The following is a 17,474-nucleotide window of genomic DNA, read 5'->3' on the forward strand; positions in this document are numbered from 1 at the left end:
ATGACGGACAGTTCGGACATGGTCAGAAGAGGCCATACAACAGACCGAAGAATTATAAATATAAACCACAGCACAGAAACTCTTATGGAAGAAAACCAATGCAGGACCGCAAGGCTCCGGCAGATAAAGAGAAGAACGGAATACAGGTACCATTTAAGGCTGCGATAAAGAATTCTTCCCGCAGACCGAAGAAACCAACATCTAAATTAAAGATCATTCCTCTGGGTGGTCTGGAACAGATTGGAATGAATATCACAGCATTTGAATATGAAGACAGCATTGTTGTGGTAGACTGCGGTCTTGCTTTCCCGGAAGATGATATGCTCGGAATTGACCTTGTCATTCCGGACGTCACCTATTTAAAAGAGAATATTTCCAAAGTAAAAGGCTTTGTGATCACTCATGGACATGAGGACCATATCGGTGCGCTGCCGTATGTACTCAAAGATGTAAATGTCCCTGTTTATTCCACGAAGCTGACCATTGCTCTTATTGCAAATAAGCTGAAAGAGCATAATATGACCAATACTACCAAGTTAAAGGAAGTAAGGCATGGACAGGTCATTAATCTTGGTGATTTTTCAATTGAATTTATCAAGACAAACCATAGTATCCAGGATGCATCTGCACTTGCGATCTATTCTCCGGCAGGCATCGTAGTGCATACCGGCGACTTTAAAGTAGATTATACTCCTGTATTCGGAGATGCCATTGATCTGCAGCGTTTTGCAGAGATTGGAAGAAAGGGAGTACTGGCACTGATGTGTGACAGTACTAATGCAGAGAGAACCGGATTTACCATGTCTGAACGTTCTGTGGGACATGTGTTTGATAATCTTTTCAATGAATATAAGACAAACAGAATCATTATTGCCACTTTTGCATCCAATGTAGACCGCGTACAGCAGATCATTAACACAGCTTATCGTTTCGGACGCAAGGTTGCAGTAGAGGGCCGCAGTATGGTAAATGTTATCACAACTGCAGCAGAGCTTGGATACCTTCGCATTCCGGATCAGACTCTGATTGAGATCGATCAGGTTAAGAATTACCCGGATGAACAGGTAGTGCTGATCACAACAGGAAGCCAGGGTGAATCCATGGCAGCTCTTTCCCGTATGGCTGCAAACATCCATAAGAAAATAGTGATCAAACCGAATGATACTATTATTTTCAGTTCCAATCCGATTCCGGGAAATGAGAAAGCGGTATCCAAGGTTATCAATGAGCTTTCCATGAAGGGTGCGAAGGTTATTTTCCAGGATGTCCATGTTTCCGGACATGCCTGCCAGGAAGAAATCAAGCTGATCTATTCTCTGGTAAAACCGAAATATGCAATCCCTGTTCATGGTGAATACAGACATCTGACTGCACAGAAAAATGTAGTTGAGGAACTTGGAATCCCCAAAGAGAATATCTTTGTCCTTGCATCCGGAAATATTCTGGAGCTTGACAGCCAGAGTGCACAAGTAACAGGCACTGTACACACAGGAGCAATCCTGGTAGACGGACTTGGTGTAGGAGATGTAGGAAATATCGTTCTTCGTGACCGTCAGCATCTTGCAGAAGATGGAATTATGATCGTTGTGGTTACGTTGGAACGCCACAGCAATGTGATTCTTGCAGGACCGGACATTGTTTCCAGAGGCTTCGTATATGTGAGGGAATCTGAGGATCTGATGGATGGTGCAAGAGAAGTGGTAGAGAATGCACTGGATTCTTGTCTGGAACGTAATATTACGGACTGGGGCAAGATCAAGACAGTTGTGAAGGATGCGCTCAGTGAATTTTTATGGAAACGTACCAAGAGAAGTCCTATGATCCTGCCTATTATCATGGAGGCATAAAATGGAACCAAATACAATAGAGGAAAGTATTAAAGGGCTTCTGGAGGCTATAAAGGAGAGCCCTGAATATCTGGAATTTCAGAAGCAGAGTGATATCCTGAAAAAGAAGCCCGAACTGAAGGCACGTGTGGATACATTCAGGGCAGATAATTATAAAGTCCAGAATGAATGTGATTCCGATAATCTGTTTGAAGTTGTAGAGCAGATGGGAAAAGAATCCGCAGAGCTGCGCAGACACCCGGAATTGAATGCGTATCTGGATGCGGAGCTTGCTTTGTGTAAAATGATGCAGAGAATCTGTATAAAACTGGGAGAAGGTATTGATATAGATGTCCCGGGAATGTGAGCAGATAAACTGTAAAAAAGTTATCCTGCTGTGAGCAGATAACTGAGCGGATGACTTTATCCGCCTGACATACAGAAAGGAAATAGCTTATGAGTGATACCAGGGAACGTGCAGGTGCAGCAGGTGTTGTTGTTGCAGGAACGTTTTTTAAGATCGTACTTTATATATGTGTGATAGTTTTACTTTTCTGGGTAGGAAAGGCTTCTTATCAGTTTGGACATGATGTCTTTAATCAGCAGGCCATGAGTCCCGGAGAAGGACAGGAAGTTACAGTGGTGATCAAGGAAGATACTTCCTTGTACAAGATTGCCAAAACTCTTCAGAAAAAAGGTCTGGTCAAGAGTGCAACGGTATTTTATGTTCAGGAGAGACTGTCTACTTATCATGGAAAGCTTCAGGCCGGAACGTATCTGTTAAGTACAGCATATACACCTAATCGTATCATGGGAATTCTGGCAGGTGATGATGAACAGGAAGGGGTAAGTGATTCGTGATAGTTGACGAGCGGATGCGTACCTATATTAATTCACTGGATATGGGAAATACACCGTTTCTTGAAGAATTGGAGCAGTATGCCATCAGGGAACGGGTGCCGATCATCCGGAGAGAAATGCAGAGCTTTATAAAAATGTTTCTGGCTGTAAACCGGCCGAAGCGTATTCTGGAGGTGGGGACAGCCATTGGCTTCTCCACACTTCTTATGTGCGAATATGGTCCTGAGGATCTTGAAATCGTAACGATCGAGAATTATGAGAAGAGAATCCCCATCGCAAAAGAGAATTTCAGGAGAGCCGGACGGGAAGCGCAGATTACTCTGCTTGAGGGAGACGCAGGACAGATATTAAAAGAACTGGAAGATTCGTTTGACATGATTTTTATGGATGCTGCAAAGGGACAGTATATCAACTGGCTTCCGGATGTGATGCGTCTTATGAAAAATGGCGGTGTTCTCATCTCTGACAATGTGCTTCAGGAGGGAGATATCATAGAGTCCCATTATCTGGTAGAGCGCAGAAACAGAACCATATATAAGAGAATGCGTGAGTATCTGTATGAACTGAAACATAATCCATCCCTGATAACTTCGATCATTCCCCTGGGAGACGGAGTTACAGTCAGTGTGAAACAGGAGTGAACAATATGAGAAAAATAGAATTGCTGGTTCCGGCTAGCAGTCTTGAGGTGTTGAAGATTGCTGTTATTTTCGGAGCAGATGCAGTATATATCGGTGGAGAAGCCTTTGGACTTCGTGCCAAAGCAAAGAACTTTTCCCATGAAGATATGAAGGAAGGAATCGCTTTTGCCCATGAACATGGAGTGAAAGTTTATGTGACTGTAAATATTCTGGCTCATAATTATGATCTGCCGGGTGTGAGAGAATATCTAACAGAATTGAAAGAACTGAAGCCGGATGCACTGATCATTGCAGACCCGGGAATCTATATGTATGCAAAGGAAATATGCCCGGAAATCGAACGTCATATCAGTACACAGGCAAACAATACTAACTATGAGACATATCGTTTCTGGTACAATCTGGGAGCAAAGCGTGTGGTAACAGCCAGAGAGCTTTCGCTTGCGGAGATTAAAGAGATCAGAGAGCATATTCCGGAGGATATGGAGATTGAAACATTCATCCATGGTGCTATGTGCATTTCTTATTCCGGAAGATGTCTGCTCAGTAATTATCTGGCAGGACGTGATGCCAACCAGGGAGCCTGTACCCATCCCTGCCGTTGGAAATATTCCATTGTTGAGGAGAAACGTCCGGGAGAATATATGCCGGTATTTGAAAATGAAAGAGGAACCTATATCTTTAATTCCAAGGATCTCTGCATGATCGAGCATATGGACGATATCATTAACAGCGGAATCGACAGTCTGAAGATAGAAGGCCGTATGAAAACCGCTCTCTATGTCGCAACAGTTGCCAGAACTTACCGCAAGGCAATAGACGACTATATGGAGAGCCCTGAGAAATATCAGGCAAATATGCCATGGTACCAGGAACAGATTTCCAACTGTACCTACAGACAGTTTACAACCGGATTCTTCTATGGAAAACCGGATGAGAATACACAGATTTATGATAATAATACTTATCAGAAGGAATATACGTATCTGGGATTTGCTGAGGCAGTGGATGAACGGGGTTATGCGCAGATCACTCAGAGAAATAAATTCTCTGTAGGTGAGACAATTGAAATTATGAAACCGGACGGACAGAATGTAGCTGTCACTGTGAAGGGAATTTATGATGAGGAAGGCAATTCCATGGAGAGCGCGCCTCATGCACAGCAGAAGCTGTTTATCGACCTGGGAACCGAAATCCAGGTTTACGATCTGTTAAGAAGAGCAGAGTGATTAATAAACGCAGCCAACGTTAAATTTGTTGGCTGCGTTTACTGCATTTGCGGGAAAAGGCCTCGAAGCTTTTGCAGAGCAGTTTTTTCGATCCTGGAGACATAAGAGCGGCTGATACACAGTTTTCGGGCAATTTCCCGCTGAGTTTCTTCCTCCATGCCAAAGAGCCCATATCTGCAGCAGATCACCTGATATTCCTTATCTGACAGGACTTTTTTCAGAGAGCGTAGAAGATAGTCGGTATTTTCGCGGATATAGCAGTCTTCTACAATATCTACAGGTGCACTCTCGATCACATCTAACAGATTAATCTCATTTCCTTCTTTATCTGTTCCTATGGGTTCATATAGGGACACTTCTTTTGAATGCTTTTTCTTAGCACGAAAATACATCAGCAGTTCATTTTCTATACATCTGGCAGCATAGGTGGATAACCGGGAAGCCTTCTGGGGATTAAAGGTTGTGACAGCCTTGATCAGTCCGATGGTTCCAATAGAGATCAGATCATCTGTATCCTCACCGGTTCCCTGATATTTTTTGACCACATGTGCTACCAGCCGGAGATTATGCTCGATCAGGATATTCTTTGCCTGAGAATCACCCTCCTGATATTTTTGAAGATAATATTTTTCCTGGGATATGGACAAAGGTTTTTGAAAGGCCTTCAAATCGCTACCTCGAAGGGGATTTCTATATAGTTTATGTCCGGGACAGGGTGTTGGTGCTTTTCCAGAAAATTTTGAGCCTTTTTACAATTATTTTACCTGTTCTGTACAATTGTGTGATGGCAGAGTGTCTTTTTCTCTGATATGCTTAATAAAGCTGGTGATGAACAAGGATATGATTTTCGATGCTGATGGACAGGCTGCACAGACCGAATTGAAAGATCAGAGAAAAGGAGCAGTCAGATATATGATAAAAACCTATGTAATAGATACAAATGTACTGATTCAGGCACCGTATGCAATAAAAAGGCTTTGAGCCAAAGGGAGTGAAATATTTGAAATACAAGGAAATAGCAAATAACAAAGAAATTAATGCATATCTGCAGAAAGGTAATGCAAATCTGGGACAGCTGGGTTTTACAGATCATTCAAAGGCACACTGCGTGCAGGTTGCACATCAGGCAGGAAAGATACTGAAACGGCTGGGATATTCAGAACATGAAATTGAGCTGGCAAAGATTGCCGGCTATATGCATGATATTGGAAATGCCATTAACAGAACCCATCATGCAGAATATGGTGCACTGCTTGCAAATGATTTACTGAAAGAAACAGATATGTCTCTGGAAGACAGGATAACTGTAATAGCAGCCATCGGTAATCATGACGAATCAACAGGAAGCCCTGAGGATGTGGTTTCAGCGGCACTTATTATTGCAGATAAAACAGATGTAAGAAGAAGCCGTGTGCGCCAGAAAGAACAATCCGCTTACGATATCCATGACAGGGTAAATTATGCAGTTACAGATGCCAAGCTGAAGATTGCGGAAGACAGATCAGTAATTGCACTGAACCTACAGATTGATGAAAAAATCTGTTCCATGTATGATTATTTTGAGATTTTCCTTGAGCGTATGATGCTTTGCAGGAAAGCTGCGGAAATACTTGGAACAACTTTTAAACTGACAGTAAATGGCCGTAAGGTTTTATAGAATAAATGAAAAAGATAGAGAAATTTATTGAAAGAGATGCTTGCAAAAAGGGTATCTCTTTTTGTGTTGATTTTTGCAGCGGATGTTTTAAATCTGCATTGAGAAATTAGAATTGTTACAGTATAATGGATGAAGAATTTAACCGAATAAACTGCTCAGCAGTTATCAGGTGTAGAACTACACAGCGAAGTGGATGATTTTATCCGCTTGAATACAATACAACAGGAGAAGCACATGAAAATATATTTAGCCCCCCTTGAGGGAATCACAGGATATACATACAGAAGGGCACTTTACCAGTGCTTTGGAGGTTTTGACAAGTATTTTATTCCCTTTATCCTTCCAAATCAGAAAGGACATCTCAGCACCAGAGAAAAGAAAGACATTATGCCTGAGAATAATGAGGGGATGTATGCAGTTCCCCAGATTCTCACAAAGAATGCAGAGGATTTTATCCAGACAGCGGAAACTCTGCAGGAGTACGGATATAAAGAAGTAAACCTGAACCTTGGCTGTCCGTCAAAGACCGTTGTGACGAAGGGCAGAGGTGCAGGATTTCTGGACAGACCGGATGAACTGGACAAATTTCTGGATGAGATTTTCCGTAAATGTGATATGAAGATTTCCATCAAGACCCGTCTGGGTATGGATGATCCGGAAGAATTTGAGGATCTGCTGACAATTTATAATAAATATCCGCTGGAGGAGTTAATTGTTCACGCAAGAGTGCAGAAAGACTATTACAAAAATAAGCCCCGTCTGGAAACATTTGGAGAGGCTGTGGAGCACTCAAAGAGCCCGGTTTGCTATAACGGAGATATTGCCACAGCAGAAGACTGTACCAGATTACAGGAAATGTTTCCGACCCTGGACTGCATTATGACAGGCAGAGGAACACTGAAGAATCCGGCACTTGCCAGAGAGATCCGTGGCGGTGCACCTGCGTCAAAGGAAGAAATCCGCAGATTTCATGATATGATGTACAATGAATATTGTGAAGACCTGTCCGGAGACAGAAATATCCTGTTCCGTATGAAAGAATTATGGTCTTATCTGGCACCTATGTTTACAAACAATAAAAAATATGCCAAAAAGATTAAGAAGGCTGAGAAATGTGTGATATATGAAAATGCAGTCAGAGAACTGTTCAGCTGTGAGCAGTTAATTGGAGAAGTGGAAGATGGGGATATGGAAAAAAATACTGGATCATTATAACAGCTGAAAGATATAGAACTCACAGTATTTCGATAAAAAGTAACTGATTAGTATCTTTAAGGCTGCAATATTTTTTATTAAGAAGGAGAAAAAAGAATCCTATGAAATCTCATGTATTTCAGATGAAATATTTCTTAGCAGGCATCTATATTATCTGTGTTATATTTACCTGCTTTAACGCCAGGTTTTATCATACGCCTCTGGCGAAGATATCTTCAGTAACAGAAAAGGAAACGATGAGCAGGAAAGGAACCAGGGATGCAGAAGAGTATTATTATACTCAGAAAATTACAGCGCGTATATTAAACGGTACCCATAAAGGGGAAGAGATTTCTATTTCTAATGAATATACATCGTCTCAGGTTCAGAATCAGAAATATCACAAAGGAGACACGGTTCTTTTAAGCGGTTCAAGGGAAAATCCAGGGAAATCCATACGTTCCATAAAGCGTGATGGTTATCTGGCATTGTTGGCAGGTGGTCTGTTTTTTCTTCTGATCTGTATTACAGGAAAACAGGGATTCTATACGATCATATCGCTGATATTGAACACAATTATATTCGCGTTTGGATTTCAGGCTTTTATGAAAGGGGAAAATATCTTAAATATCTGCAATGTAATTGCTTTTCTTTTTTCGATAACAACTCTGATCTGTCTGAATGGAATCCACAGAAAAACATGGGCTTCTGTTATTTCAACCATATGCGTACTGTTTCTGATCATGGCATTATTTGAATTTTCTATTCAGTTTTTTGGAGATCTGGATTATTCTAATCTGGAATATCTGGGGAGTATGAGTAATTCCGCTGATATATTCTGGACAGATATTATGCTGACAGGACTTGGAGCTATCATGGATGTAGCTGTAACTATTAGTGCTGCAACAGGGGAAATTGTCCGGAAAAATCCAGATGTTTCTCTGAGAAAATTAATACATTCAGGACGGGAAATCGGATATGACATTATGGGAACCATGATAAATGTGCTGCTTTTTGTCCTGGCAAGCGGCATGATTCCTATGTTTATCCTGAAAATGAACAATGAGATCAGGTTTATAACGATTATACGATATCATATTCCATATGATATCTGTCGTTTTCTGATTGAAAGTATAGGAATTGTACTGGCAATCCCTGTATCTGTTTTTATTTCTTCTATTATCATGAAACTACCATCTCTGAAAAGGAGCGACAAAAAATGATAATTTTTCTTGCACTGGTATTGATTATTTTAATGATTCTGATTGGTGGGGAGCGCGGAGCAGTTTCTCTTATGACACTGGCCGGTAATATTGTAATTCTGTTTATTTCGATTCTTCTGATGTCCATTGGTTTCCCGGCTCTGCTTCTGATATTGGCTGCAGGGGCAGGAGTCTGCTATAATTCCCTGTTCTACCAGAATGGAAACAATCCAAAGACACGGGCGGCTTTTCTGGCTACCTTGCTTGTGATGCTGCTTTTATTTATTCCGCTTTATCTTATTATATGGAGATCAGGAAGCTATGGACTGAATGAGCTTCAGCTTTCAGAAGATGATTTTATGTATTATTACAGTACGGATATCCATATTAATATGCTTCATGTGGCAGTTTTTGTAACTGTTTTCAGTACTCTTGGAGCGGTTATTGATACTGCTTTATCTGTAACTTCTTCTGTATATGAAGTCTGGACACATAAAAACAGCCTGACAGCGAAAGAACTTACTTCTTCCGGCTATCAGGTTGGAAAAGAAATTATAGGAACAACTGTAAATACGCTGCTTTTTGCTTATCTTGGAGGCTCTATTCTGTTATTTGCCTATGTTCAGACACAGCAATATAACCTGGAAATTATTCTCAATTCCAAATTTCTTTTTCAGGATGTTGCAATCATGCTGTCTGGGGCGATTGCCTGCCTTTTTACAGTACCGGTATCAATCAGATGTGTGATTCGCCAGATCCATCATGCTGCATCTGAAACAGATCACAGCTGATCGGATTTGTTTTCACAGTCTTTGCAGATTCCATGAAGTATATCTCCGCTGCACTGCAGACGGAATCCATGATCCCGGAACAGATGCTCTTTTAATTCATCCATAAAATTACAGTCAAGATGTACAACCTTGCCGCATCTGATATATTTCAGATGCAGGTGGTCTGTACATTTTTTTTTCTTCTCCTGCGAACTGAAACATTGCTTTGTCAGAATTCAGATCTGGGTATTTAATTACAACGTGTTCCGCGCAAAGCTTATCCAGATAGCGGTAGACAGTTGTTGAGTGCTATTTTGATAAACGCAAACAGTTTGCACTTATATTAAATGGATCAGATCGCCCACTAAAAAGATTTTCAGGCACATCGGGGTGTGCAGAAAGGACTTTATTATGAAAAAAATTATTTACCATAACAGCACTTGCAGCGGCAACAGCTCTCAGCTTTGGAGCACTGAATCTTGCATATGCAGCAGAAACAGAGAATGCTTCTTCTGACAAAAAAACTGAACGTTATGGCCAGCTTTTATCCTATGTATGATTTTGCAGTAAAAGTAGGCGGTGATTGTCTCATGCTTATCTGGCAGCATTTTGGTAAAAAAGAAGTTTACTACATTATATCGGCCGGTCTGGGTGAGGATATTATTGAAAGATCACTTGGTGATATGGATGGTTTTGTAGAACATCTGGAAGAATACAGGATCGCAGGAAAGAATTACCGGACTCATATAAGCTTATGGGATACTCTTGAATGAAACAACGCTATCTTTTTGCGTTCCGACAAAAGTGCCGTTGTGGCAGATTGCAGCAAGATTTGAATCATATTCATCAGTGATTTCAGAATTTTTCATTATTAAATACATATATTTATAATTAAGAGCGTTACAATGCCGGTACCTTGAGAACATTGGAGGCTGCAATTATGAGGGCTTTTGATAGAAAAAAGTCTTTTAATATATCCTGATCAATGATATAATATTCTAAAATGTTGACAAATGGACATTTTTACTTTCTAAAATGTTGACATACAGATATTTTTGCTTTCTAAAATGTTGACAATAAAAGAAAAATAGTAATTAAAAATGTTACAAAGTTGTTCTTGATAAAAATATTGTTTGGTAACAGGAGGTGTTTTATGTTAAAAAGAAAAGTGACGCATTACATAAAAAAATGGGTAGATTCAAAAAACAAAAAATGTCTTGTAATTCAGGGAGCCAGACAAACAGGAAAAACATATATAGTTGAAAGATTTGCAGAAGAGAACTATGAAGAAATTGTTGAAATTAATTTTAAACAGATACCTTCTGCGATGGATATTTTTTCCGGTGATCTAACAGTAGATAATATGGTTATGGCTATGCGGTTTCGTTTTCCTGAAAAGAAGATTATTCCAGGAAAGACTATGATTTTTCTGGATGAGATCCAGGAGTGTCAGGAAGCAATAACTTCTCTTAAGTTTTGGGCATTAGATAATAGATTTGATGTTATTGCATCAGGATCACTTTTAGGAATTGATTATAAACGTGCTTCTTCTTACCCTGTTGGGTATGTTGATTATCTGAAAATGTATGGAATAGATTTTGAGGAGTTTCTTTGGGGAATGGGAATCTCTGAGGATATGATAATGAATCTCTGTGGATATCTTGGTTCAAAAGCTGCTATTCCAGAGGCAATTCATTCTCAGATGATGAAATATTTTAGGCAGTATGTCGCTATAGGGGGTATGCCGGAAGCAGTTCAGAAGTATATAGATACAAAAGACTTCAGGGAGGTTGACCGGATTCAGAGAAGTCTGTTACAGGGATATCAGTATGATATAGCCCATTATGCTACAGCTGAAGAAAAAGTAAAAGCGGAGAAGTGCTACCTTTCTCTTGCGAAACAGTTATTGGATAAAGAGAATCATAAATTTCAATATAAAGAAGTTGAGCATGGAGGCAGGGCACAGAAGTATTTTTCTAGTATCGAGTGGTTACTTCGTGCAGATATGTTGTATTTGTGTAAACTTGTAACAGATATAAGATTTGATCTGGATGATTATGCAAGAGATGATTTTTTCAGAGCTTATACAACGGACTTGTCTCTGTTGATGGCGATGAAAGATTTTTCCTTGAAGCAGCATATTATAGAAAATACCTTAGCAGGAAATTCCAAAGGAGGAATATTTGAATGTGCTGTAGCAGATGCTCTTTATAAGAAGGGATATCAGTTATATTTCTATAAAAATGAGACAACGAAAAAAGAAATTGATGTAATCATTCAAAAAGATGGAAAAGTAGTTCCTATTGAGGTCAAGAGTGGAAATACACGTGCAAATTCACTAAAGTCGATCATGAAAAATAATAAAGATATAAGCTATGGATATAAATTCATAGATGGGAATGTAGGAACCAGCGAAGAGGGAATAATCACATTACCGCTCTATATGATCGCTTTCTTTGATAAAGTATCAGAATAACTGTAGACAAAAACGGAACAGACCCAGACCGAAAAAGCTCTTGCATTGATAGATACTTTTGCAACTGGAGATATCGATACTGCTAAAGAATTGCTTGCAGGAGATTATATTCAGCACAACTTTGCCTACGGTACTGGAAGAATTAAAGTTCAAGTGAATCTTCTGCATTTACCCACATCTGTAAATTTCCATCAAAATATAACAGTTATTAAATGAGTAAATCAGAATATTGTTTTCTTTGACTTGACTATATCGATAGCGAGGAATGCTTCTTGCCATATAGTTTTTGTATATTTTCTGGAAGCTTGTCAGGTAACATGGCATTTATAGCATCTTATCATCTTTCATTGCTGTTTCATAATACCAGCATTTGGATTTTAAAAGGGAGAGAGTTTTTTTGAAGTTCTTGGATTTCAGTTTCAACGGCTGATTTTCGGGCTTCAAATAATTCTTTTCTTTTTTTCATAGCTGGAGTTGCCTTCAGATACCCAGATAAAAAATTGCTTTATATCTTTGATCCCAAGCCCTGATTTCTTCAGGCATTCAATAATACGAAGCACTTCCAATTCATTATCGCTGAAATAATGGATGTTTCCCTTACGTTCCGGATTAGGGAAAAAGCCTACAATGGCCTGCAATGGAAGGATCACAAACGCTAAGGCAGCTAAGGCGACTTATATTTGTATTAGTACATTACATAAAAATATGCATATACACATAAAATAGGAATGAATATTGAAACGTATCTTGTTTTATGATAGAATATCATTACTAAAAAAAGTGCAGATGCACAGAAACGGGGAGAGTGATGATGGAGATTAAAAGAGACGCTTACCTGCAGCAGTTGATTGAGCGAAAAGATAATGGAATGATAAAGGTAATCACCGGCATTCGTAGATGCGGAAAATCCTTTTTGCTGTTTACCATCTTTAAGAGATATTTACTGGAGAATGGCATTGGCTCTGATCATATTATTGAAATTGCATTGGACGGTATAGAGAATGAGGAATTAAGAGATCCCAAGATGTGTTTTAAGTATATCAAGGATGCTGTGAAAGATGATGGGAAGTATTATCTTCTTCTGGATGAAGTACAGTTCATGCCCCGATTTGAGGAAGTTCTGAACAGTTTGCTACGCATGAGCAACATTGATGTGTATGTCACCGGAAGTAATTCCAGGTTCCTGTCCAGTGACATTGTGACCGAGTTCCGTGGCAGAGGTGATGAAATCAGAATCTATCCTCTCTCCTTTGCTGAGTTTTATTCTGTCTATGACGGTGATTATGATGATGCCTGGGATGACTACATGATCTACGGAGGATTGCCGCAGGTTGTTGGTTTCCAGAGTGAACGACAGAAAGCAGACTATCTGAAGAACATTTTTGCTAATGTTTATCTGAAGGATGTTATAGAAAGAAATAAAATTCAAAATGTGGATGAAATTGGTATTCTGGTTGATGTGCTTGCATCTGCAATCGGCGCACCGACCAACCCTTCAAAGATTGCGAATACCTTTGCCAGTCAGCGTCAGATGACTTATACCAATAAAACTATCTCAAACCATATTGACTATTTGGCAGATGCGTTTTTGATTTCCAAGGCAAGCCGTTACGACATTAAGGGACGAAAATATATCGGTGCAAATCTGAAATACTATTTCACTGATCTGGGACTGAGAAATGCTCGCTTGAATTTTAGACAGCAGGAGCCTACTCATATCATGGAGAACATTGTTTATAACGAGCTGCTGATCCGTGGCTACAATGTTGACGTGGGCGTTGTGCAGATCTTTGATAAAGATAAAGAGGGTAAGCGTATCCGTAAGCAGTTGGAAGTTGACTTTGTGGTTAACCAAGGTAATCAGAGGTACTATATTCAGGTTGCATATGACATGACTTCGGAAGAAAAGCAGACTCAGGAGTTCAACTCTTTGCGTAATATTCCAGACTCTTTCAAAAAGATGGTCATTGTAAATGGCAGCAAGAAACCTTGGAGAAATGACGAGGGATTTGTCATCATGGGAATGAAGTATTTCCTTTTGAATGCAGATAGTTTAGAGTTCTGACATTGGTTATAGATAAGAAAAGAATCTTTAAAATGCTGAAAAATTGAGAGTTGGAGTAAAGCTTATGGAAAACAAACTTCAAGTTTTATTGATTAGGAAATTGAGGAGTTATGCATTTTGTAAAGAGGGTCTGTAAATGAAAACGTGTTGTTTAGTATGGGAAATTCCTGTAATAGAGGGAGAACATTATAATCCAATTATAAATGTCATTTATATGCAAAAAGCAAAGAAATTTTTGAATCAACTAAATCGATATTTTCAGGATGAGAATATGGATTGGAAATGTGTTTTGGACCGTTCAGCATGTACTTATAATGAGATTTTTTTCAGTGAAAATCAAGCAGTTATTTTTGCTCCGGAAGCCAAAACAAGACAATGGTTATATAAAAAAGAAATTCAGGCTGTAAGTATTCCAAAATATTATTTGGATTTTGCAGAATATAATGAAGGAAAGTTGGATAAAATAGCAATTTTCTTTATGAACTTAAAAAATAATGTATAATAGATTTCCTTGTTATGGAGTAATGATATGTTTTAGAGGCAGAAAAAATCACAGGGAAAAGAAACTGAAGTAAAAAGCCGATGTGAGACTTTGGGAATCCTGCATCGGCTTTACTGATCTTACAGAGGTTTTGAAAATTTGATTTTTACTGGTTTATCAGGACTTGTCCTTCAAGATATCGGTCAGGAAACAGGATGTTACCTTTTGTAGATAAAACGATTTTGGTCAGATTGAGAACTCTTTGTTTTTCTGATATAATTGAGAAAAACATATGGAAAGAACGAGAGCGTTGGAATGGAAACAGGATAAGAAATATCTTGACTATATCGATAGCGAGAAATGCTTCTTGTCCGAAAGGCAAGAAGGTGAGGAGAAAGCAATAATGAAAAATCTTAGATTAAAAAAAGTATCTATAAAAGATCTTGACCAGATCAGGGCACTGTACTGGAGACTTTTGGACAGCTCTCCGAAATATGGTCAGATTCTGCAGTGGAAAAAGAATATATATCCAAATGATGACGATTGGAATTCTTATATTGTAAAAGGTGAAATGTACTTGATTTTGAAGGATACGGATGTGATTGGTGCAGTAGCGGTGACGAATGCGCAGTCAAAAGAATATAGAAAGATTCACTGGAAAGTTAAGGCTGATGATCAGGATGCAGCGGTGGTTCATCTGTTGATGATTTTACCTGAATATCAGGGAGATGGAGCGGCAACAGTAGCACTTGATGAAATCATCAAGCTGGCTGCAGACAAAAAGAAAAAGGCAGTGCGGCTGGACGCGATCGGAACTAATGTGCCAGCACAGAAATTGTATGAAAAATACGGCTTTGTTAATTGCGGAACAGCACAGGAGTACTATGAAAGTACCGGAGAAACAGAATTCGTATTTTACGAATATGTACTGGTGGAGTAGCAGTTACATATGAAATGAAAAGTATTTACTAATCGGAAATTGTCGAACTGACACATTAGAAAGGATTATATATGAGTGAGTTGATTAAGGCTGATAATGAATATAAGAAGCTGATAATCCTACATTGGGACTTTTGATTTGTAAAGATATGGATAAAGTAGAAACCCAGTATGCATTAGAATCTACTAGCCAGCCACTCGGTATTTCCGGTTATGAATTATCAAAACTTATACCAGAAGAGTTCAGAGGTAGTATGCCTACCATTGAAGAAATTGAAGTTGAATTAAATGAATAACTTCCAGACAAACATTTTTCAACAGAGTATTGTATAATTTGGATGAAGTAATTTTTATGAGGTGATTTTATGTGTGAAAATGAAAAAAAGAAATATCATTCCATTGAGATGACCACAGGATCTCTCTGGAAAAATATACTTCTCTTCAGCCTTCCTCTTATGGGATCACAGGTACTGGAGGTTCTTTTTAACTTAAGCGATGTTGCCGTTGTTGGACGGTTTGCAGATTATATGGCACTAGGTGCCGTCGGCTCCACAACTTTGCTGGTTACTCTGTTTACCGGAATCCTTATCGGAATGGGTGCCGGTGTCAATGTCCGCGTAGCTCACGAACTGGGTGCCGGTAATAAAAAAGGCACAGAAGAAACAATCCATACTTCTCTTCTTTTGTGCGCAATCACAGGCCTGCTCGTCTGCGCCATCTGTCTTCTGTTTTCCGGGCGGATGCTGTCCATGATGAACACGAAGCCGGAACTTATTGATCAGGCTATTTTATATATGAAGATCTATTCCCTGGGAATGCCTGCAATGGCCATATACAATTTCGGAAACGGCGTATTAAGTGCCATAGGCGATACGAAACGACCATTGATCTACCTTTCCATCGCAGGTGTGGTCAACGTTCTTCTGAATCTGTTTTTTGTTATTGTCTGTCATATGGCAGCCGCAGGCGTTGCAACAGCCAGCGCAATTTCTCTGTATATCTCTGCTTCTCTGGTGATGATCCATCTCCTCAGAAGAACCGATGATTGCAAAGTATCTCTGCGTAAGATCTGCCTGCACCCCAAGGCCTGCAAAGCAGTTCTCATGCTTGGTATCCCTACAGGTCTTCAGAACGGAATCTTTGCTATTGCAAACCTGTTTGTGCAGACTGGTGTCAACTCTTTTGATGCAGTGATGGTTTCCGGAAATGCAGCTGCCGCAAATGCTGACTCCCTGATCTATAATGTCATGTTTTCTTTTTATACTGCATGTGCAAGCTTTATCGGTCAGAACTGGGGTGCCGGTAATAAAAAACGAATGCTGAAATCTTATAGAGTCAGCCTTACATATGCCTTCATTTTCGGTGCAATCCTGGGTGGACTACTCCTTGTGTTTGGCCCACAGTTTCTTTCTCTGTTCGCTACGGAACCAACAGTTATTGATGCTGGTATGCAGAGGATTCGTATTATGGCATTCAGCTATGCATTCAGCTGTTTTATGGACGGCAGTATCGCCGCATCCCGAGGTATCGGAAAAAGTATTCCGCCTACCATTATCGTTATCCTGGGCTCCTGCGTATTTCGTATTGTCTGGATTTATACAGTATTTGCACATTTCCAGACGATTTCATCACTGTATCTTTTGTATATCTTCTCATGGGGAATTACAGGACTTGCAGAAACTCTGTTTTTTGTTGTAAGTTTTAACATAATATATAGCAAGAATTCTCCTTCCTCTATAGAAGGCCACTGAAAAAGTCCTTTTTTCGTATAAATCAACACAAAATAAAGTACATCAGTCAATATTAAGGCACTATATATAGTATGCAAAAACAGTTTTTCAGTGGCGTCCTATAGGTGGGAGATGAATTGCAAAAAAACAGAAAAGAACATTTGTTCTGCAACGCGATTCATGGTATAATAGAATCAGTCGATAAGGTAAAAGATCAAAAAAGGACTGTTTTTATGGAAAAAATAGATCACAATGCACATTCAGTATATTTGATGTATTATCATCTGATCATGGTGGTAAAATATCGAAGAAAAGTTATCAATGACCCAATTTCAGAAAGAGCAAAAGAAATATGGGAATATATTGCACCCCGATATGGAATTGTTTTGGAGGAATGGAATCA

General features: G+C 39.3%; 19 protein-coding genes and 1 pseudogene. 18 read left to right on the forward strand and 2 right to left on the reverse strand.

What is annotated here, in order from left to right; translation table 11 throughout:
* Window positions 1-98: 98 nt before the first annotated feature.
* The 5 genes from ACESZG_RS16785 to ACESZG_RS16805 all read left to right on the forward strand — a co-directional run bounded on the left by ACESZG_RS16785 (window position 99) and on the right by ACESZG_RS16805 (window position 4,557).
* A complete protein-coding gene (locus tag ACESZG_RS16785; RefSeq protein WP_008707417.1) occupies window positions 99-1,847 on the forward strand; it encodes a ribonuclease J in 1,749 nt (582 codons plus the stop codon).
* Window position 1,848: 1 nt separating this feature from the next.
* On the forward strand, window positions 1,849-2,193 hold the full coding sequence (locus ACESZG_RS16790) for a YlbF family regulator (protein ID WP_195284234.1): 345 nt from the start codon (window positions 1,849-1,851) through the stop codon (window positions 2,191-2,193).
* An 89-nt stretch (window positions 2,194-2,282) separates the two neighbouring features.
* On the forward strand, window positions 2,283-2,687 hold the full coding sequence (locus ACESZG_RS16795) for an endolytic transglycosylase MltG (RefSeq protein ID WP_008707419.1): 405 nt from the start codon (window positions 2,283-2,285) through the stop codon (window positions 2,685-2,687).
* Window positions 2,684-3,328 (forward strand): O-methyltransferase, encoded by a 645-nt coding sequence (locus ACESZG_RS16800; protein WP_008707426.1) that lies wholly within the window; start codon window positions 2,684-2,686, stop codon window positions 3,326-3,328. The genes ACESZG_RS16795 and ACESZG_RS16800 overlap by 4 nt, the downstream gene beginning before the upstream one ends.
* A gap of 5 nt (window positions 3,329-3,333) precedes the next feature.
* Window positions 3,334-4,557, forward strand: coding sequence for a U32 family peptidase (locus tag ACESZG_RS16805; protein WP_020994100.1), 1,224 nt, complete (start codon window positions 3,334-3,336; stop codon window positions 4,555-4,557).
* Between the two features lie 38 nt (window positions 4,558-4,595).
* On the opposite strand, the gene sigK is transcribed toward ACESZG_RS16805, so the two are convergent.
* Window positions 4,596-5,225 carry an RNA polymerase sporulation sigma factor SigK gene (sigK, locus tag ACESZG_RS16810; protein WP_022381225.1) on the reverse strand — a complete coding sequence of 210 codons (630 nt, stop codon included), beginning with the start codon at window positions 5,223-5,225 and terminating at the stop codon, window positions 4,596-4,598.
* 172 nt (window positions 5,226-5,397) lie between these two features.
* On the opposite strand from sigK, the gene ACESZG_RS16815 reads away from it, so the two are divergent.
* The 7 genes from ACESZG_RS16815 (at window position 5,398) to ACESZG_RS16845 (ending at window position 11,856) form a co-directional block, all read left to right on the forward strand.
* A complete protein-coding gene (locus ACESZG_RS16815; RefSeq protein WP_161276387.1) occupies window positions 5,398-5,538 on the forward strand; it encodes a hypothetical protein in 141 nt (46 codons plus the stop codon).
* A gap of 10 nt (window positions 5,539-5,548) precedes the next feature.
* On the forward strand, window positions 5,549-6,214 hold the full coding sequence (locus ACESZG_RS16820; protein ID WP_055060453.1) for an HD domain-containing protein: 666 nt from the start codon (window positions 5,549-5,551) through the stop codon (window positions 6,212-6,214).
* A gap of 234 nt (window positions 6,215-6,448) precedes the next feature.
* Window positions 6,449-7,429, forward strand: coding sequence for a tRNA-dihydrouridine synthase (locus ACESZG_RS16825; protein ID WP_195284235.1), 981 nt, complete (start codon window positions 6,449-6,451; stop codon window positions 7,427-7,429).
* A gap of 101 nt (window positions 7,430-7,530) precedes the next feature.
* On the forward strand, window positions 7,531-8,631 hold the full coding sequence (locus ACESZG_RS16830) for a YibE/F family protein (RefSeq protein WP_118329983.1): 1,101 nt from the start codon (window positions 7,531-7,533) through the stop codon (window positions 8,629-8,631).
* Entirely contained in the window at window positions 8,628-9,401 is a 774-nt protein-coding gene (locus ACESZG_RS16835) for a YibE/F family protein (protein WP_195284236.1), read from the forward strand. The genes ACESZG_RS16830 and ACESZG_RS16835 overlap by 4 nt, the downstream gene beginning before the upstream one ends.
* Window positions 9,402-9,865: 464 nt before the next feature.
* A complete protein-coding gene (locus ACESZG_RS16840; protein WP_008707439.1) occupies window positions 9,866-10,153 on the forward strand; it encodes a hypothetical protein in 288 nt (95 codons plus the stop codon).
* 380 nt (window positions 10,154-10,533) lie between these two features.
* On the forward strand, window positions 10,534-11,856 hold the full coding sequence (locus tag ACESZG_RS16845) for an ATP-binding protein (RefSeq protein ID WP_008707440.1): 1,323 nt from the start codon (window positions 10,534-10,536) through the stop codon (window positions 11,854-11,856).
* A 440-nt stretch (window positions 11,857-12,296) separates the two neighbouring features.
* Here the strand turns inward: ACESZG_RS16845 and ACESZG_RS16850 are convergent, their stop codons facing one another.
* Window positions 12,297-12,506 carry a MerR family transcriptional regulator gene (locus ACESZG_RS16850; RefSeq protein ID WP_226825017.1) on the reverse strand — a complete coding sequence of 70 codons (210 nt, stop codon included), beginning with the start codon at window positions 12,504-12,506 and terminating at the stop codon, window positions 12,297-12,299.
* Window positions 12,507-12,667: 161 nt separating this feature from the next.
* On the opposite strand from ACESZG_RS16850, the gene ACESZG_RS16855 reads away from it, so the two are divergent.
* The 6 genes and pseudogenes from ACESZG_RS16855 to ACESZG_RS16880 all read left to right on the forward strand — a co-directional run.
* On the forward strand, window positions 12,668-13,921 hold the full coding sequence (locus tag ACESZG_RS16855; RefSeq protein ID WP_008707443.1) for an ATP-binding protein: 1,254 nt from the start codon (window positions 12,668-12,670) through the stop codon (window positions 13,919-13,921).
* A 136-nt stretch (window positions 13,922-14,057) separates the two neighbouring features.
* Window positions 14,058-14,423: a hypothetical protein gene (locus ACESZG_RS16860; protein ID WP_008707444.1), complete on the forward strand. Its 366-nt coding sequence runs from the start codon at window positions 14,058-14,060 to the stop codon at window positions 14,421-14,423.
* A gap of 271 nt (window positions 14,424-14,694) precedes the next feature.
* Complete coding sequence (locus ACESZG_RS16865; RefSeq protein ID WP_008707445.1) at window positions 14,695-15,342, forward strand: GNAT family N-acetyltransferase; 648 nt, start codon at window positions 14,695-14,697, stop codon at window positions 15,340-15,342.
* Window positions 15,343-15,448: 106 nt separating this feature from the next.
* Window positions 15,449-15,637: pseudogene (locus ACESZG_RS16870) on the forward strand (PDDEXK nuclease domain-containing protein); the annotation flags it as partial.
* A 69-nt stretch (window positions 15,638-15,706) separates the two neighbouring features.
* A complete protein-coding gene (locus ACESZG_RS16875) occupies window positions 15,707-17,092 on the forward strand; it encodes an MATE family efflux transporter (RefSeq protein ID WP_008707449.1) in 1,386 nt (461 codons plus the stop codon).
* A 212-nt stretch (window positions 17,093-17,304) separates the two neighbouring features.
* The coding region (locus ACESZG_RS16880; protein ID WP_373218786.1) for a transposase at window positions 17,305-17,474 on the forward strand (170 nt) is incomplete at its 3' end.

This window comes from Blautia sp. Marseille-P2398 (genome assembly GCF_964240315.1).
GTDB classification, from domain to species: domain Bacteria; phylum Bacillota; class Clostridia; order Lachnospirales; family Lachnospiraceae; genus Blautia_A; species Blautia_A wexlerae.

Bases quoted from the DNA above. Each gene is read 5' to 3' on its own strand.
- ACESZG_RS16785 (WP_008707417.1), top strand. From the start codon at position 99: ATGCAGGACCGCAAGGCTCCGGCAGATAAAGAGAAGAACGGAATACAG.
- ACESZG_RS16790 (WP_195284234.1), top strand. From the start codon at position 1,849: ATGGAACCAAATACAATAGAGGAAAGTATTAAAGGGCTTCTGGAGGCT.
- ACESZG_RS16795 (WP_008707419.1), top strand. From the start codon at position 2,283: ATGAGTGATACCAGGGAACGTGCAGGTGCAGCAGGTGTTGTTGTTGCA.
- ACESZG_RS16805 (WP_020994100.1), top strand. From the start codon at position 3,334: ATGAGAAAAATAGAATTGCTGGTTCCGGCTAGCAGTCTTGAGGTGTTG.
- ACESZG_RS16815 (WP_161276387.1), top strand. From the start codon at position 5,398: ATGATTTTCGATGCTGATGGACAGGCTGCACAGACCGAATTGAAAGAT.
- ACESZG_RS16825 (WP_195284235.1), top strand. From the start codon at position 6,449: ATGAAAATATATTTAGCCCCCCTTGAGGGAATCACAGGATATACATAC.
- ACESZG_RS16830 (WP_118329983.1), top strand. From the start codon at position 7,531: ATGAAATCTCATGTATTTCAGATGAAATATTTCTTAGCAGGCATCTAT.
- ACESZG_RS16835 (WP_195284236.1), top strand. From the start codon at position 8,628: ATGATAATTTTTCTTGCACTGGTATTGATTATTTTAATGATTCTGATT.
- ACESZG_RS16840 (WP_008707439.1), top strand. From the start codon at position 9,866: ATGCAGCAGAAACAGAGAATGCTTCTTCTGACAAAAAAACTGAACGTT.
- ACESZG_RS16845 (WP_008707440.1), top strand. From the start codon at position 10,534: ATGTTAAAAAGAAAAGTGACGCATTACATAAAAAAATGGGTAGATTCA.
- ACESZG_RS16855 (WP_008707443.1), top strand. From the start codon at position 12,668: ATGGAGATTAAAAGAGACGCTTACCTGCAGCAGTTGATTGAGCGAAAA.
- ACESZG_RS16860 (WP_008707444.1), top strand. From the start codon at position 14,058: ATGAAAACGTGTTGTTTAGTATGGGAAATTCCTGTAATAGAGGGAGAA.
- ACESZG_RS16865 (WP_008707445.1), top strand. From the start codon at position 14,695: ATGGAAAGAACGAGAGCGTTGGAATGGAAACAGGATAAGAAATATCTT.
- ACESZG_RS16875 (WP_008707449.1), top strand. From the start codon at position 15,707: ATGTGTGAAAATGAAAAAAAGAAATATCATTCCATTGAGATGACCACA.